Source organism: Salmonella sp. SAL00670 (assembly GCF_046552235.1).
In the GTDB taxonomy this organism is placed as follows: Bacteria; Pseudomonadota; Gammaproteobacteria; order Enterobacterales; family Enterobacteriaceae; genus Salmonella; species Salmonella enterica.
The window spans coordinates 366686-383515 of the sequence record NZ_JBGDUO010000003.1; the positions used below are offsets into that span (position 1 = coordinate 366686).

The 16830-nt window shown below is 52.8% G+C and carries 15 protein-coding genes and 2 pseudogenes; 10 read left to right on the top strand and 7 right to left on the bottom strand.

Translation table 11 applies throughout. The features are described 5' to 3' along the window. Positions 1–68 precede the first annotated feature (68 nt). Together ACLJRS_RS12895 and ACLJRS_RS12900 are read right to left on the bottom strand one after the other, a co-directional pair. Positions 69–1560, bottom strand: a pseudogene (locus tag ACLJRS_RS12895) (tetratricopeptide repeat protein). A gap of 11 nt (positions 1561–1571) precedes the next feature. Then, the gene (locus tag ACLJRS_RS12900; RefSeq protein WP_000403149.1) at positions 1572–3083 is read right to left on the bottom strand and encodes an SEL1-like repeat protein; all 1512 of its coding nucleotides are present in this window, start codon (positions 3081–3083) and stop codon (positions 1572–1574) included. A gap of 524 nt (positions 3084–3607) precedes the next feature. Between ACLJRS_RS12900 and ACLJRS_RS12905 the strand changes: the two genes are divergently transcribed. Then, positions 3608–4972 carry an MFS transporter gene (locus tag ACLJRS_RS12905; protein WP_001000927.1) on the top strand — a complete coding sequence of 455 codons (1365 nt, stop codon included), beginning with the start codon at positions 3608–3610 and terminating at the stop codon, positions 4970–4972. Positions 4973–5018: 46 nt separating this feature from the next. Here the strand turns inward: ACLJRS_RS12905 and ACLJRS_RS12910 are convergent, their stop codons facing one another. Next, a complete protein-coding gene (locus ACLJRS_RS12910) occupies positions 5019–5510 on the bottom strand; it encodes a YajQ family cyclic di-GMP-binding protein (protein ID WP_001138913.1) in 492 nt (163 codons plus the stop codon). Between the two features lie 125 nt (positions 5511–5635). On the opposite strand from ACLJRS_RS12910, the gene panE reads away from it, so the two are divergent. Then, entirely contained in the window at positions 5636–6547 is a 912-nt protein-coding gene (gene panE / locus ACLJRS_RS12915; protein WP_000705816.1) for a 2-dehydropantoate 2-reductase, read from the top strand. Further along, the gene (gene yajL, locus ACLJRS_RS12920) at positions 6510–7100 is read left to right on the top strand and encodes a protein deglycase YajL (RefSeq protein ID WP_001275807.1); all 591 of its coding nucleotides are present in this window, start codon (positions 6510–6512) and stop codon (positions 7098–7100) included. The genes panE and yajL overlap by 38 nt, the downstream gene beginning before the upstream one ends. Before the next feature lie 8 nt (positions 7101–7108). Here yajL and ACLJRS_RS12925 read toward each other — a convergent pair. The 3 genes and pseudogenes from ACLJRS_RS12925 to phnW form a co-directional block, all read right to left on the bottom strand. After that, a pseudogene (locus ACLJRS_RS12925) lies at positions 7109–7191 on the bottom strand (hypothetical protein); the annotation flags it as partial. A 5-nt stretch (positions 7192–7196) separates the two neighbouring features. Then, the gene (gene phnX / locus ACLJRS_RS12930) at positions 7197–8006 is read right to left on the bottom strand and encodes a phosphonoacetaldehyde hydrolase (RefSeq protein WP_001530701.1); all 810 of its coding nucleotides are present in this window, start codon (positions 8004–8006) and stop codon (positions 7197–7199) included. A 9-nt stretch (positions 8007–8015) separates the two neighbouring features. Beyond that, a complete protein-coding gene (gene phnW / locus ACLJRS_RS12935; protein ID WP_000203968.1) occupies positions 8016–9119 on the bottom strand; it encodes a 2-aminoethylphosphonate--pyruvate transaminase in 1104 nt (367 codons plus the stop codon). Between the two features lie 139 nt (positions 9120–9258). Between phnW and phnR the strand changes: the two genes are divergently transcribed. The 5 genes from phnR (at position 9259) to phnV (ending at position 13967) form a co-directional block, all read left to right on the top strand. Then, positions 9259–9978: a phosphonate utilization transcriptional regulator PhnR gene (gene phnR, locus ACLJRS_RS12940; RefSeq protein WP_000836268.1), complete on the top strand. Its 720-nt coding sequence runs from the start codon at positions 9259–9261 to the stop codon at positions 9976–9978. Positions 9979–10175: 197 nt separating this feature from the next. Continuing rightward, a complete protein-coding gene (gene phnS / locus ACLJRS_RS12945) occupies positions 10176–11189 on the top strand; it encodes a 2-aminoethylphosphonate ABC transporter substrate-binding protein (RefSeq protein ID WP_000778010.1) in 1014 nt (337 codons plus the stop codon). Positions 11190–11194: 5 nt separating this feature from the next. Beyond that, positions 11195–12304, top strand: coding sequence for a 2-aminoethylphosphonate ABC transport system ATP-binding subunit PhnT (gene phnT / locus ACLJRS_RS12950; protein ID WP_000928786.1), 1110 nt, complete (start codon positions 11195–11197; stop codon positions 12302–12304). Between the two features lie 2 nt (positions 12305–12306). Then, positions 12307–13176, top strand: coding sequence for a 2-aminoethylphosphonate ABC transporter permease subunit (gene phnU / locus ACLJRS_RS12955; RefSeq protein ID WP_000052709.1), 870 nt, complete (start codon positions 12307–12309; stop codon positions 13174–13176). Continuing rightward, complete coding sequence (phnV, locus tag ACLJRS_RS12960) at positions 13170–13967, top strand: 2-aminoethylphosphonate ABC transport system, membrane component PhnV (RefSeq protein ID WP_000909793.1); 798 nt, start codon at positions 13170–13172, stop codon at positions 13965–13967. The genes phnU and phnV overlap by 7 nt, the downstream gene beginning before the upstream one ends. Positions 13968–14010: 43 nt before the next feature. Here phnV and thiI read toward each other — a convergent pair whose 3' ends face one another. Then, the gene (gene thiI, locus ACLJRS_RS12965; RefSeq protein WP_000668652.1) at positions 14011–15459 is read right to left on the bottom strand and encodes a tRNA uracil 4-sulfurtransferase ThiI; all 1449 of its coding nucleotides are present in this window, start codon (positions 15457–15459) and stop codon (positions 14011–14013) included. Between the two features lie 209 nt (positions 15460–15668). Here thiI and xseB point away from each other — a divergent pair, with 209 nt between their 5' ends. Together xseB and ispA are read left to right on the top strand one after the other, a co-directional pair. Beyond that, positions 15669–15911, top strand: coding sequence for an exodeoxyribonuclease VII small subunit (gene xseB, locus ACLJRS_RS12970; protein WP_001124944.1), 243 nt, complete (start codon positions 15669–15671; stop codon positions 15909–15911). Further along, positions 15912–16811 (top strand): (2E,6E)-farnesyl diphosphate synthase, encoded by a 900-nt coding sequence (gene ispA / locus ACLJRS_RS12975; protein WP_000348076.1) that lies wholly within the window; start codon positions 15912–15914, stop codon positions 16809–16811. It abuts the gene before it with no gap. Positions 16812–16830: the final 19 nt, after the last annotated feature.

Consider the following 16830-nt stretch of genomic DNA (forward strand, 5'->3'; position numbering starts at 1 on the left):
AAAAACCGCCGTGTCACAAACGGCGGTTTTTTTATTCATTTCATCAGGCAGTAACGCCCCACGACTTATCAATTCTGAATAATATGTAAATTATCCGTTTTCAGTAAATCAACTTTTTTACCATTGATTGTTGCCGTCGCTGACTTCACGGTGAAAGTAAGTTTATGGTAATCACACAAGTCACCGTTTTTCATCAAGAGATATCCCATCGACTTAAAAGAATCCCCCATACCCTGTTCAGCACCCAGAGTATTGAGACCCAAAGGAGGAAAAGCGACCATTCTTTCGTCACTAACTCCAGCATCATTTTTTAATATCAATTCCACACGTAAGTTCGCAACATGAATTAACTTATTCGTATTGACAACAAATCCAATCTGACACAGAGGAATATTATCAATCCTGCCAAATAATCCCGCATATTTTTCTAATGTCAGCTCAGGAAGTTGCTGACTAAAATCATTACGGCGCTTTCGATCTTTTTCACAATAATCAAGATAATCGCGTTGTGTCATCTTTTTTATATAGCTGTTATCGTAATAGTGCCAGGATTGTTGGCAATCGACATCTACACTCTGGCCATTAAAATACATCTGTGCTAAATAATCAGCGGCCGCCTGTAATTCTTTCTCATAAGCTTTTTTAAAAAAAATACAGCGCTTTATCGTAATCAACGTTAACCATTACGCCAGAATAGTACATACGACCTAACGTATACAATGCTTCTCCATTACCTTGCTGCGCCGCCATTTCATACCATTTCCTGGCTTTCTCTCCATCTGGTTGTAATCCCAATCCAGCGTGTTCATAAAGAAAACCTAACAGCGTCTGTGAGTCGGCATCCCCCTTCTCGGCCGAAATTCGGAGCCATTTCAGCGCTTCAGCAATATCTATCGTTTTCGTTTCATTATTAAAATACAAAGTAGAGACCAGTTTTGCCGTCTGATACGCGACCTCAGGATCACCCTCTCTCGCCCAGAGTATCGCTATCCGCGCAAGATGTGATGAGTCAAAACCTATTCGACTCAGCAGTTTTCGCTCATCTGATTGCGGGGCATAAAAATAGAAACTTAAGCCTTGAATAAAATGAGGACGAAATGAAAGGTCTCTATATGCCTCAAGTTTATTACTATAAACACTCCCAATTATACGTTCACTCACCTTTTTATCGAGATTGATATTGGATAGATTAATTTTTTCTCTAAGCTGTTTTGCTAATGTTTTCGCTTGCGTAATGTCCTTTTGGGTACCGATGCCATATTCATAGAAATAAGCTGCATTAAAGCAACCATAATCACCGTCCAAATCACAAGCCTGCTCGTAGTACTTTATTGCTTGCGGAATATCCACAGATACTGAAACACCGTACTCATAAATAAACCCCAACTCCGCCAGCGCTTGAGCATTATTATCTTTGGCTAACGCTTTTAGCTCATTTAGCGCCTGAATATCTTTCTGCGCAATACGGCTATACAACGCGTCAATATCATCACCTGCCTGACATACCGATGCGAAAGAAAGCCCAAGCAGAAACAAAATACTCCATTTCCGTTTTATCATTTTTCATTCCCTTATTCTTTATCTAAAAAGCGCACACTATCAGCTTTCAGTAAATCGACATTCTTACCGTTAATCGTTGCCGTAGCGGATTTCAGCGTAAAATGGATATCGCCGATCCCGTGACAAAAATCTTGCGTATACAGCGGGAGATCGTATGTGGTAATGAGAGGATCAACATCATGATTTTGCATATCTATCCCCAGAGTATTCAAACCGAATGGCGGAATCATCAACGTTTCCTCAGTTGCCATTCCATCATCATTTTTCAGCTCAAGCGTAATATGCAAATTCGCCATGTTACGGATTTTATCTGTGCCAATCTGAAAAATTAGTGCGCATTCTTTCGGTTTAGCCGTTATCCCGCGAGAGAAAACACTCTCTTTTTTTAGCGTTACTTTAGGTAAAGCATCCGCGTTGTTTTTTCGACTCTGAATATCCGCTGCGCACTTACTTAAAAATATTTTTTCCTCAACCATCTTACCTACATATCGAGATGCTTTCTTGTAATACGACCAGGCTTTATCACAATCAGGTGCAGTACCTAAACCGTTATAATACATCCAACTCAACGGCATCGTTGAGCGCGAATTAGTACCATCATTTTCAACCTGCGTAAATAATGCCAGCGCTTTAGCGTAATCAGTGCGCCCTGTTGCGCCAGAATAATAGATTTTACCTAACGCAATCTGTGCATCGCTGTCCCCCTGCTTAGCCGCCTGTCCATACCATTTTTGTGCTTCCTGAATGTCTGGCTTAATCCCCCACTCATCGCCCTCTCCCCCCGAATAAATACCCCCCAAGAGAGATTGGGCCTCAACGACGCCTTTTTCCGCGGCGGCGCGAAACCATTTCAACGAGGCCGGCCTGGCTTTATAAGGCTCATCCACATAATGACCAGAGAAATCATTAAGGGTGAGTAACCCCAGTTGATAATCCATTTGTGGATCGCCGTCCTGCACCCATAGCGTAGCAAGGCGGAACGTTTTTTCCTGATTAAATCCGATACGACTAAAAAAAAGCGCATCGCTCTCTGGCCTATTATTTAGAAAATTAAATAGTGCATTAATAAATTCTGGTCGCTGCGATTTATCCGTATCGGCCAATACTTTTGCCGTGAAAATTTCTTGCGAAAACTTATCAATATATTCTTGCTCAATCAATAAATTATCCAGATTCATTTTCTTAGCATACTTATTGGCCTGAGCGCTATCTTTGGCCACTCCGTCGCCATACTGATAAGCATACTTCACATTATAACAGCCGTAGTTACCGCCAAGCTCACAGGCCTGCTTGTAATACTGCAACGCCTGTTCGCGATTCATCGGTACATTAAGGCCGTATTCATGGATAAACCCCAGTTCATCCAGAACCGAAGCTCTTTTTTCCACAGGCAAAGCATCAAGATCCTTCTGGGTAAGCGCAGCATATTTTACATCATCTTTACCGTTGTTCGCTGAAGCATTCACCTGGCTAACAAATAAAACACCCGCTAAAATACATAATGATAAAAATTTAATTTCCATAACGAATTCACTCCTTGAATAATATAATAAATGCGACTGCTGACGAACCTTCTGCCTGATAAACGCGCGCCATCACGCAGAAAGTTTGCTATCAGTCTCGGCGTTGTTGAATAAATCAAATTTTCAGGAGATGGACGGTTCTGATCATTGCCATCGTTTCAGAATCGGCTTCCTATGGCAAAGCAAAAGTTTAAAGTCACCCACCGGCCAGCAGCGCGGTTCGCTGACAGTCTGACTTGACGAGTCTGCTATTGCTACATGGAGCAACAGCGTACACAGCCTGAAGGCCGTGGCTAACCGCTACACTATACTGAGATGGCTCAGATAGCCACTACAGCTCAAGGAGATCGGAATATGAATGAGCACAAGGCTATGCTGACTCTCCCGATCGCCCCTATCGTGTTAACAATTTATCTCTTTTTTAGCTCAACTGTTTCAAAAACATAATATTTGCTAATTAACCCTCTATTTACCCGACACACTCCCCGCACTACACTACTCCCAGCTTTTATACAGAGGTGGCAATGAACGATTATAAAATGACGCCAGGGGAGCTGCGCGCCACATGGGGTTTAGGGACCGTCTTTTCGTTGCGTATGCTGGGCATGTTTATGGTTCTACCAGTACTGACCACATACGGTATGGCGCTACAGGGCGCCAGCGAAGCATTAATCGGCATTGCGATCGGCATTTACGGGCTGGCGCAGGCTATCTTTCAAATTCCCTTTGGGCTGCTGTCCGACCGCATTGGCCGCAAACCGCTGATTGTCGGCGGACTGGCGGTATTTGTCGCGGGCAGCGTCATTGCCGCGCTCTCCCACTCAATCTGGGGCATTATTCTGGGGCGAGCGCTACAAGGGTCCGGCGCTATTGCCGCCGCCGTCATGGCGCTCCTGTCTGACCTCACCCGCGAGCAAAACCGTACCAAAGCGATGGCGTTTATCGGCGTCAGCTTTGGTATCACCTTCGCGATTGCGATGGTATTAGGGCCGATCGTTACCCATAGTCTGGGATTGAACGCGTTGTTCTGGATGATCGCCGCCCTCGCCACCCTGGGCATTATTTTGACGATCTGGGTGGTTCCCAACAGTACCAACCATGTGCTGAATCGCGAATCCGGGATAGTCAAAGGCAGCTTCAGTAAAGTGCTGGCGGAGCCGAGGCTGCTCAAGCTCAATTTCGGCATTATGTGTCTGCATATTTTATTGATGTCCACCTTTGTCGCCCTGCCCGGCCAGCTTGCCGATGCCGGTTTTCCTGCCGCCGAACACTGGAAGGTGTATCTGGCAACCATGGTGATCGCCTTTGCCGCCGTCGTGCCTTTTATTATCTATGCTGAAGTCAAACGGCGGATGAAGCAGGTATTCCTGTTCTGCGTGGGGCTCATTGTCGTCGCAGAAATCGTGTTGTGGGGAGCGGGCCAGCATTTCTGGGAGCTGGTGATTGGCGTACAACTCTTTTTCCTCGCCTTTAATCTGATGGAGGCGCTGCTGCCTTCGCTTATTAGCAAAGAGTCGCCCGCGGGGTATAAAGGAACGGCGATGGGCGTCTATTCTACCAGTCAGTTTCTTGGCGTGGCGCTTGGCGGCTCGCTGGGCGGCTGGATAGACGGCACGTTTGATGGGCAAACCGTTTTCCTTGCCGGGGCCGTACTGGCGATGGTATGGCTGGCAGTGGCAAGTACCATGAAAGAGCCGCCCTATGTCAGCAGCCTGCGTGTGGAAATTCCAGCGGATATCGTTGCTGACGACAGGCTAAAACAGCGACTGTTGGCAATGAAAGGCGTAAGCGAAGCGCTGATCGTGGCGGAAGAGCATTCCGCTTACGTCAAAATCGACAGCAAAGTGACCAATCGCTTTGAAGTTGAACAGCTTATCAGCAAAGGATAAATACTGCATTGCCGGATGGCGGCGAGGCTCTATCCGGCATAACAACTTAATCGCGGAAGTTTTTGAACTGGAACGGCTGGCCCAAATCACCGCCGCGAACCAGCGCCATTACCGATTGCAGATCGTCACGTGATTTGCCCGTCACGCGAATCTCTTCCCCCTGAATTTGCGCCTGCACCTTCAGTTTGCTGTCTTTAATCAGCTTGACGATTTTCTTCTGCACGGCGCTTTCAATGCCCTGCTTCAGCTTCGCTTCCACATACCAGGTTTTACCGCTATGCACGAACTCGTCCGGTACATCCAGCGAAGCGCCTTCAATACCGCGTTTAAGCAGCTTGGCGCGCAGAATATCGAGCAACTGATTGACCTGGAAATCGGACTCGCTCAGCACCTTGATGGTTTTATTGGCATCGTTCAGTTCAATAGTCGCCTCTACGCCACGGAAGTCAAAACGAGACTCAACCTCGCGAACCGCGTTATCCACACCGTTACGCGCTTCCTGCAGATCAACTTCAGAAACAATATCGAAAGATGGCATCTTTTCTTCTCCCTTCATTTTCGTTGCGTTGCATAATACCTGCAACGAGGCTTAACGAGAAGCTTAGCTGATGACGCTATAATTAGCGCCATAACACCTGGCGCTGTTGCAGGTGAGGAGGAACAATGAAAATTACTGTACTGGGATGCGGAGCCTTAGGACAACTTTGGCTTTCGGCACTGTGCAAACATGGACATGACGTACAGGGCTGGCTACGGGTGCCACAACCTTATTGCAGCGTAAATCTGATCGATACCGATGGTTCCTTTTTCAACGAATCACTGACGGCAAACGATCCGGATTTTTTGGCGAAGAGCGAACTGTTATTAGTCACGCTGAAAGCGTGGCAGGTTTCCGACGCAGTACGAACCCTGGCGTCAACCCTACCGGTGACGTCGCCTATCCTGCTCATTCATAATGGAATGGGAACCATAGAAGAACTGCAAAATATCCAACAGCCGATGTTGATGGGGACTATCACCCATGCTGCGCGCCGCGACGGTAATATCATTATTCATGTCGCTAACGGTACTACGCATATTGGCCCGGCGCGCGAGCAAGACGGCGATTACAGTTATCTCGCCGATATCCTGCAGGGGGTACTGCCCGATGTCGCCTGGCATAACAATATCCGCGCAGAGATGTGGCGCAAACTGGCGGTCAACTGTGTTATCAACCCGCTCACCGCGCTTTGGAACTGCCCGAACGGCGAGCTGCGCCATCATACTGATGAAATCAACGCGATTTGCGAAGAGGTCGCCGCCGTGATTGAACGTGAAGGCTACCACACATCGGCAGACGATTTACGCTATTATGTTGAGCAAGTGATTGACAGTACGGCAGAAAACATCTCATCCATGTTGCAGGACGTGCGTGCCATGCGCCATACCGAAATTGACTACATTACCGGTTATTTACTCAAGCGCGCCCGCGTGCACGGTCTCGCCGTTCCGGAAAATAGCCGCCTGTTTGAAATGGTAAAGCGAAAGGAGAGTGAGTATGAGCGCTCAGGCACTGGTATGCCTCGCCCCTGGTAGTGAAGAGACCGAAGCGGTCACCACTATCGATCTGCTGGTTCGCGGCGGAATCCACGTCACTACTGCAAGCGTCGCCAGCGATGGCAACCTGACGATTGTCTGCTCGCGCGGTGTAAAGCTACTGGCGGATGCGCCGCTGGTTGAAGTTGCCGACGGCGATTATGACATCATCGTGTTGCCCGGCGGAATTAAAGGCGCCGAGTGCTTTCGCGACAGCCCGCTGCTGGTCGAAACCGTAAAACAGTTTCACCGCTCCGGGCGCATTGTCGCAGCCATTTGCGCCGCAGCCGCTACAGTGCTCGTGCCGCACGATATCTTCCCTATCGGCAATATGACCGGTTTTCCGGCGCTGAAAGATAAGATCCCCGCCGAACAGTGGCAGGATAAGCGTGTGGTGTGGGATGCGCGGGTAAAATTATTAACCAGCCAGGGACCTGGTACCGCTATCGATTTTGGCTTGAAAATCATCGACCTGTTGGCTGGTCGTGAAAAAGCGCATGAAGTGGCTTCGCAACTGGTGATGGCGGCGGGGATTTATAACTACTACGAATAAGAATGATTGCCGGATGGCGGCGTAAACACCTTATCCGGCCTACAAAACGGTACAGTCTGTAGGCCGGATAAGCGGCAGCGCCATCCGGCAGTTATTTTACGGGCGTTCGCCCTGCGCCAGACGCGCATTAATATGCGCAATCACCCCAGGTAAATCCGCCAGTGAATCCACCACGTAATGCGCCCCGGCGGCGTACAGCTTGCTGGCCGCGTGCTCGCGGCGGACCGCAACGTCCTCTTTCGACATTGTCTGATAGGCGTCCCATGTTGCGCCGAATTCGTTACCCGATACCGCCAGCCCCACCGTCCACATCCCCGCGTTAAGCCCCTCGCTAATGCCCGGCGCGGCATCATCTACCTTCACGCAGTGCGCGACCGCATCAATGCCCAGCGCAATCACGTTTTGCAGCGCCATCCACGGCCCCGGGCGACCACCCGCGGCCAGGTCGTCCGTTGCTACCCAATGATCCGGACGATAGCCATGCTCGGCGGCGGCGGGAACCAGGCGCTCCATCACCGCTCGTGGGTAACCGGAGCAGGAGCCTATCTTGATGCCCTCGGCTCGTAGCGCCGCGATCGTGTCGATAACTCCGGCAATAGGAGAAGAAAAATCGACAACTTTAGCAATCTGTAACGGCATGAAAGCGGCGTAGATGGCATCAATATCTGCTGCGCTCATGGAGCGGCCAAACTTTGCCTGCCAGCGCGCGTCAACAGCAGGTAATTTTCCCAGCGCTTCAATGTGTTGCCATTTACCCAGCCCCATTGGCACGCGTGCTTCGGCGAGGGTGATCTCCACATCAAATGCCTGACGGAACGCCTCGACGAAAATTTGCGTCGGCGCGAAGGAGCCAAAATCGACGGTGGTGCCCGCCCAGTCGAGAATAACAGCGTGAATACGGTTCATCATGGTTCCTTATTTCATCCAGTACATGGCGGTACGAATGGCGGTCAGCAGGGCCGTGATATCGGCGGCATATACTTCGCCAATGTTGCCGATGCGGAAGCAGTCGCTTTGCGACACTTTGCCTGGATAGATAACAAAGCCCTGCTCTTTGAGGCGGCGATAAAATTCGCTAAAGCGATACTGCGGGTCTTCCGGTGAATAAAAGGCGGTGATAATGGGCGAGTGAAGTTCGTCATCCAGCAGCGTGTTAAAGCCCAGCGCCCGCATTCCGGCCACCAGGCTGCGCTGATTTTGCTGATAGCGTTGATGACGTGCCGCCACGCCACCTTCTTTCGCCAGCTCTTTCAGCGCCTGTGCAAACGCCAGGACGGTATGTGTGGGCGAAGTAAAACGCCATTTGCCGTGGTTATCCTCCATGCAACGCCACTGGGCGTAGAGATCTAACGACAGCGAGCGGGAATGCCCTTTGCACGCGGCCAGTTTTTGCTCGCGGGCAATCACAAAGGCAAAACCCGGCACGCCCTGAATGCATTTATTGGCGGAGCTGATCAGATAGTCGATGTGTAATGCTGCAATATCCATGGGGATGCCGCCGAAGCTGCTCATGGCGTCAACGATGTAGGTTTTGCCATAGCGATGCGCCAGAGCGCCCACCTCATCAATGGGGTTGAGCATCCCGGTGGTCGTTTCGCTATGCACCATGGCGATATGGCTGATCGTCGGGTCGGCGTTGAGGATCGCGTCGATCGCCTGCACGTCCGGGCGCGCAACTTCGCCGCAGTCGTAAGCGTGATGGGCGATACCCATAAGGCCGGCCATCTCGACCATTCGTGCGCCGTATGCACCGTTGCTGACGATCAGCACCTTATCCTGCGGCCCCAATGCGCTGCCCAGTACGGCTTCCACAGCATAGCTACCGCTGCCTTGCAGTAGTACGGAGGTGTAGCCTTCGGAGGCCGTTGCCAGTTCGGTCAGCTGCTGGCGGATCTGTTCCACCACGCCGATATTGTAATCATCATCCCAGGTACAGCTATCGAACAACATCGCTTCTTTCACGGTACGAGAGGTGGTGAGCGGGCCAGGAGTCAGCAACAGATAGTTACGCGAAGTCATGTTATTTACCTTTGGTCTATACCAGATTGCATTTATCATGACGATCTTTGCCGCGACGGGTCAAAGAGAAAATCGCGCTGCAACAAAAAATTCATCTCTGCTTGTATAATGGCGGCAGGCAAAACGGAAGCGAGTAAGCATGAAATCTATCCCGGGCGATATCCCGCAGTACCTGTTGATCAAGGCACAGCTTCAGGCACGTATTCAGAGCGGTGCGTTGAAAAGCGGTGATAAACTGCCGTCTGAACGCGAACTGTGCGCGATCTTCAACACCACGCGCATTACTATTCGCGAAAGTCTGGCACAGCTGGAGTCCAGTGGGCTTATCTGGCGCGCCGATCGTCGCGGTTGGTTCGTTACGCCGGAACGCCTGTGGCTGGATCCGACCCAGAACACCAACTTCCATAAGCTTTGCCGCGAGCAGGGGCGGGAGCCAAAAACCGCGCTACTGAGCGGCGTGTTAACCACCGTGCCTGTCGAGGTCATGGAGCCCCTCCAGCTCCAGCCGTTTGATCAAATCTATCTGCTGACCCGTCTGCGTTACGCCGATGGCCGCGCCGTGTGCTACTGCGAAAACCATTGTTTGCCCGCCCGCGTGCCTGAGCTGCTGCAGTACGATCTCAACGGCAGCCTGACCGAGGTATACGAGTCGCACTACAACCTCGTCTATACCAGCATGCATCTGTCGTTCTACCCCACCGCCATGCCTGCGCAGGCCGCACAGGCGCTGGGCGTTATGGAAGGGCGCCCGGCGCTGTTGCTGCGCCGTCTGAACTACGATCAACACGGGCGAGTGCTGGATCTGGATATCGAATACTGGCGTCACGACAGCCTGCGCATTGAGGTAGATACCCACTAGCGGGTGCGCCGGATGTTGGCTGCGGGCCTTATCCGGCCTGTCAATCGTATCGTCTCACGGCTATCCGGATAAGCGCAGCATCCTCCGGCGTGGACTGATTTATTTCTCTTTCATCGTTTTGTCATATAAGCCGTTTAGCGTAAAAAGCAAACCTGGTATAGGCCAGAAAATGCAACGTACGCTATGAGGCTATTACGATGAAACTTTCCCGACTTGCTCTGCTGTCTGTCTTCGCTCTCGCCAGCGCCCCGTCATGGGCGGAATCGGTGGTCACGGTGTACTCCATCGACGGGCTGCACGATGGCGATAACAGCTGGTACCAGGTGCAGTTTGACGCGTTCACCAAAGCGACCGGCATTACCGTACGCTATGTTGAAGGCGGTGGTGGCGTGGTAGTGGAACGTCTGGCAAAAGAGCGTACGAATCCGCAGGCCGACGTGCTGGTAACCGCGCCGCCATTCATTCAGCGCGCCGCCGCCGAAAAGCTGCTGGCGAACTTTAACACCGACGCCGCATCGGCTATCCCCGATGCCAACAACCTTTATTCGCCGCTGGTAAAGAACTATCTGAGCTTTATCTACAACAGCAAGCTGCTGAAAACTGCCCCGGCGAGCTGGCAGGATCTGCTTGACGGTAACTTCAAAAATAAACTCCAGTATTCCACGCCAGGTCAGGCCGCTGACGGCACGGCGGTGATGCTGCAGGCTTTCCACAGCTTCGGCAGTAAAGATGCCGGTTTTGCGTATCTCGGCAAGCTGCAGGCCAATAACGTCGGGCCATCTGCCTCTACCGGCAAGCTAACCGCGCTGGTTAATAAAGGTGAAATCTACGTCGCTAACGGCGACCTGCAAATGAACCTCGCGCAGATGGAACGTAACCCGAACGTGAAAATCTTCTGGCCGGCCAACGACAAAGGCGAGCGCAGCGCGCTGGCCATCCCTTATGTCATTGGCCTGGTCCAGGGGGCGCCGCAGAGTGAAAATGGTAAAAAGCTGATTAACTTCCTGCTGAGTAAAGAAGCGCAGACTCGCGTCAGCGAACTCTCCTGGGGAATGCCGGTACGCAGCGACGTGACGCCGAGCGACGAACATTACAAGGCCGCCACTGCCGCGTTGGAAGGCGTGCAGAGCTGGCAGCCAAATTGGGATGACGTAGCCGTTTCGCTGTCGGCAGATATTAGCCGTTGGCACAAAGTGACCGAAAGCGAGTAAGCCTGATGCTGATGAAAACGACCGCCGTTCACGCCCCTGCATCGCAGGGGACATCGGGGATAGTCCTCGACTCGCTGCGCGTTGCGTATCACGGCAACGTGGTGCTTAAACCGCTCTCTTTGACGATTGAACCTGGCGAAGTGCTGGCGCTGATTGGCCCATCAGGATCTGGAAAAACGACGGTGCTGCGTGCGGTTGCGGGCTTTGTGCAACCTGCAGGCGGTCGTATTCTGATTGGCGATACGGACGTCACCCATCTGCCACCCTATAAACGCGGGTTGGCGATGGTGGTGCAGAACTACGCCTTGTTCCCGCATCTGAAAGTGGAAGACAACGTCGCTTTTGGCCTGCGTGCGCAGAAGCAGCCAAAGGCGCTAATTAATGAGCGTGTAACGCAGGCGCTGAAAACGGTTGGCATGAGTGATTACGCCGCCCGTTATCCGCATCAACTTTCCGGCGGCCAGCAGCAACGCGTGGCCATCGCCCGCGCGATTGCCGTGCGCCCGCGCGTGCTGTTGCTGGATGAACCACTGTCAGCGCTGGACGCACAGATTCGTCATAATATGGTGGAAGAAATCGCCCGTCTTCACCGTGAGCTGCCGGAACTCACTATTCTCTACGTCACCCACGATCAAACGGAAGCGCTCACCCTGGCCGATAAAATCGGCATTATGAAGGATGGTTCGCTGATTGCTCACGGCGAAACCCGCGCGCTGTATCAGCATCCGCCCAATCGTTTTGCCGCCGAATTCTTAGGCCGCGCCAATATTCTCTCCGCCATCGCGCTGGGGATAACGGAGGCTCCGGGGCTGGTGGACGTCAGCTGCGGCGGTGCGGTGATTCGCGCGTTCAGCCGGGGCAGCCACCACGGTTACAACAAACTGCTGTGCATTCGTCCTCAGCACCTCAGCCTGATGCCGCGTTCGGCCTACAGCAACCGCTTCAACGCCACACTGCAATCGGTGCACTGGCAGGGCGATTTAACCCATCTGCTGTGTGACGTTGCTGGCGAAACGGTGCGGATGGTGTTGACGCATGTCAATCCGCTGCCGCGCGTGGGCGACAAGCTGGCGCTGTGGTTCGAACCGGATGATGCGGTCCTGATTGAGGTATAACCATGTCACTCATTTTACCTCTGGAAAAACCGGCGCTTAACCTACGCCCGCTGCTGTGGCTGCTGCTCCCGTTGCTGGTGCTGGCGACGCTGTTTTTCTGGCCTCTGTCGCTCATCGCTGAACAGGCGCTACGCGGTGCCAATGGCGAGATCGGGCTCGAGACCTTCCGCCAGGTGGTCGACTCGAAACGCTTTGTCGGCGCGTTACTGAACACGTTGCAAATCGCCTTTTTCGCCACCGCCGGTTGCCTGCTGCTGGGCAGCGTGATGTCGCTGATTCTGGTGTTTATTCCTTTCCCCGGCAGCGAGTTGATTGGTCGGGTCGTCGATACTTTTATTGCGCTGCCGACCTTCCTGATTACGCTGGCGTTCACCTTTATTTATGGGTCAGCGGGTCTGCTCAACGGTACGCTGATGAGCCTGTTTGCCTTTGAGCTACCGCCGGTGGATTTTCTCTACTCGATGCAGGGCGTCATTCTGGCGGAGATCACGGTGTTCACTCCGCTGGTGATGCGGCCACTGATGGCCGCGCTGCGGCAAATTGATAAAAGCCAGCTAGAGGCAGCCAGTATTCTGGGGGCGCACCCGTTACGGGTGATTGGGCAGGTGATTTTCCCGGCGGCGCTACCGGCGCTGATGGCTGGTGGCAGCCTGTGCCTGCTGTTGACCACTAACGAGTTCGGCATCGTACTGTTTATTGGCGCGAAAGGGGTTAACACCCTGCCGATGATGGTTTACAGCAAAGCGATTCTGGAGTCCGACTATACGGTCGCCTGCATGATTGCGTTGATTAACATTGTCTTGTCGCTGGGGCTGTTCTCCCTCTATCGCCTGGCGGCATCGCGTACCGGCGTAAGGAGCCAGCCATGCTAATTTGGTCACCTAAAGGACGCGCAGCGGCGGGCGTTGTGGCTAGCGTACTGTTTATCGTGTTCTTTTTCCTGCCGCTGGCGGTGATTCTGATGTCCAGCCTTAGCCAGCAGTGGAACGGTATTCTGCCGAGTGGCTTCACGCTGAACCACTTTGTTAACGCTCTGCACGGTGCGGCATGGGATGCCCTACTTGCCAGCCTCACGATTGGCTTTTGCGCCAGCCTGTTTGCGCTGCTTTGCGGCGTTTGGGCGGCTCTGGCGCTGCGTCAATATGGGGTGAAAACGCAGAAATGGTTAAGTATGGTGTTCTATCTGCCGAGTGCGATTCCGTCTGTGTCCGTGGGCCTGGGCATTCTGGTTGCTTTCAGCCAGGGGCCATTGCAAATGAACGGCACCCTATGGATTGTGCTGACAGCGCACTTTGTGCTGATTTCCGCCTTTACCTTCAGTAACGTGTCGACCGGACTGGCGCGAATTTCCGCCGATATTGAAAACGTCGCGTCGAGTCTGGGGGCATCGCCCTGGTATCGTCTGCGTCACGTGACGTTGCCGTTATTGATGCCGTGGATGGTGTCAGCGCTGGCGCTGAGTTTATCGCTCTCCATGGGGGAGTTGGGCGCGACGATGATGATTTATCCACCGGGCTGGACGACGCTGCCGGTAGCTATCTTTAGCCTGACCGACCGTGGAAATATTGCCGACGGCGCGGCGCTGACTATTGTGCTGGTGGCCATTACGCTGCTGCTGATGATGAAGCTGGAGCGCATTGCAAAACGGTTGGGGCAGAAATAAAACGGTAGGCCGGGTAGGACATAGCCGCCACCCGGCAAAGGAATTACGGACGATACACTTTCACGTTTTCAAAGCCCTGCTCGCGCAGATAGAGCGCCTGCAGGCGGCTCATTACCCCGCGTTCGCACCACAGCAGCCAGGTTTTGCTCTGATCGAGGTCGCCAAATTTAGTGCTCAGCTTGTAGAACGGCAGCGAAACGACGTCCACACCTTCCACTTTCAGCGGCTTGTCATCCTGCTCATCCACAGAACGGATATCCAGAATCACGTCGTTCGGGCCGAAACCGCTCACGGTTTCTACTTCCACCACCTCCTGCTGGGTCTGCTGGGCGATTTCACGAATATCGACGTTGTTCGCTTCTTCTACCACCTTATCGAGAATACTGAAGTCGAAATTTTCTTCTTCGGCTTCAATTTTCGCTTTAATGGCTTTCACCGTCGGACTTTTTGAAATCACGCCACAGTATTCCGGCATCGTACGGGCAAAATCTTCCGTACCAATCTGGCGCGCCAGGTTGATAATGTGCTCTTTATCGTAAGAGATCAGCGGGCGCAAGATCAGCGTGTCAGACACGTTATCGATCAAGCGCAAATTGGTTAGCGTCTGGCTGGATACCTGGCCCAGCGCTTCGCCGGTCACCAGCGCCTGTACGCCGTAACGTTCCGCCACTTTCGACGCCGCGCGTACCATCATACGTTTGAGCACCACGCCCATCTGGCCGTCGTCAACTTTCTCCAGAATCTCGCCGACCACCGGTTCGAAGTTAATCGCCACAAAACGCACGCGATGGGAGCTGCCAAAGCGGTTCCACAGGTAATGCGCCACCTGGCGAACGCCGATTTCATGCGCCGCGCCGCCAAGGTTAAAGAAGCAGTAGTGTACGCGACAGCCGCGACGCATCAGCATATAGCTGGAGACGCCGGAGTCAAAACCGCCGGAGATCAGCGATAGCACATCTTCCTGGGTGCCAATCGGGAAACCGCCAATACCTTCATAACGCCCTTTGATCAGCAGCAGGCGATCATCTTCCACTTCCAGATGCACCGTCACATCCGGGTTAGTGAGCTTCACGCGCGCCGATTCAATATGCTGATTTAATCCGCCGCCAACATAGCGCTCCACCTCAATGGAACTAAACTCATGCTTACCGCGACGTTTTACGCGCACGCAGAAGGTTTTGCCTTCAAGCTGCTCGCGATACTGCGCCAACGCTTTCTCGAAAATGTCGTGCATATCGGTGAACGGCACATCTTCGACTTCAAGAATATGGTGGATCCCCGGAATGCGGGTCAGCGCGTCGCGAATCGCCAGACGCTGGTTTTCATCTTTGGCGCGAACTTCAATGTTATCCCAGTGACGGACAACCGCGAGGGTCTCATCGTAGTGCTTTAAAACGTTACGGATGTTCCCGGTTAAAATTTTTATAAAGCGCAAACGCACAGATTGGCTTTTGATAGTGATTTCCGGGAACAATTTAATGATAAACTTCATGGCGGCAATGGTTCTTTAGCAAGCTATCTAAGGCTTGTCGTGGAGAAATAGTACAGCAGCCCATACCTACGGCTGCATCCAGGCGCGGAAGTATATCACTATCACGGACATCTTGCGCATTTCCCCTTACCATTGCGCGTTATTTGCTTATCAGTGTGAGTCCGTTACCATAGACTTGTGCTGCCATTACAGAGAGTCAAACAGTCATCATGCCGAAGAAAAATGAGGCGCCCGCCAGCTTTGAAACTGCGCTGAGCGAGCTGGAACATATTGTTACCCGCCTGGAAAGCGGCGATTTGCCGCTGGAAGACGCGCTGAATGAATTCGAGCGCGGCGTACAACTGGCGCGTCAGGGGCAGGCAAAACTGCAGCAGGCGGAACAGCGCGTGCAAATTTTGCTGTCTGATAATGAAGAGGCTTCACCTGAGCCTTTTATCGCGGATAATGAGTAAATGGACTTTACGCAGCAGCTACAGGCTTGCGTAACGCAAGCGAATCAGGCGCTGAGCCGTTTTATCGCGCCACTGCCCTTTCAGAACACTCCCGTGGTCGAAGCCATGCAGTATGGCGCATTATTAGGCGGTAAACGCCTGCGGCCATTTCTGGTTTACGCCACCGGTCAAATGTTTGGCGTCAGTACGGCAACGCTGGATGCGCCAGCTGCGGCGGTCGAATGCATTCATGCCTATTCGCTGATCCATGACGACCTGCCAGCGATGGACGATGACGATTTGCGTCGCGGCCTGCCGACTTGCCATATTAAATTTGGCGAAGCCAACGCAATCCTGGCGGGAGACGCGTTGCAGACGCTGGCGTTTGCCATTATCAGCGACGCGCCGATGCCGGAAGTCACCGATCGCGATCGTATCGCGATGATCGCCGAACTGGCGAACGCCAGCGGCATCGCCGGTATGTGCGGCGGTCAGGCATTGGATCTGGCGGCAGAAGGCCAGCGGATCACTCTGGACGCGCTGGAACGCATTCATCGCCATAAGACCGGCGCGCTCATTCGCGCCGCCGTTAGACTTGGCGCGTTGAGCGCGGGCGATAAAGGACGGAATACTCTGCCGATACTTGACCGCTATGCAGAGAGTATCGGCCTTGCCTTCCAGGTTCAGGATGACATTCTGGATGTGGTGGGCGATACTGCAACGTTAGGTAAACGTCAGGGCGCAGACCAGCAGCTTGGCAAAAGTACCTACCCTGCACTTCTGGGTCTTGAGCAAGCCCGGAATAAAGCCCGGGACCTGATAGAGGACGCCCGTCAGTCGTTACATCAGCTGGCCGCGCAATCACTGGACACCTCGGCACTGGAAGCGCTAGCGAACTACATAATCCAGCGTGATAAATAAACCCCATATCCAATGAGCT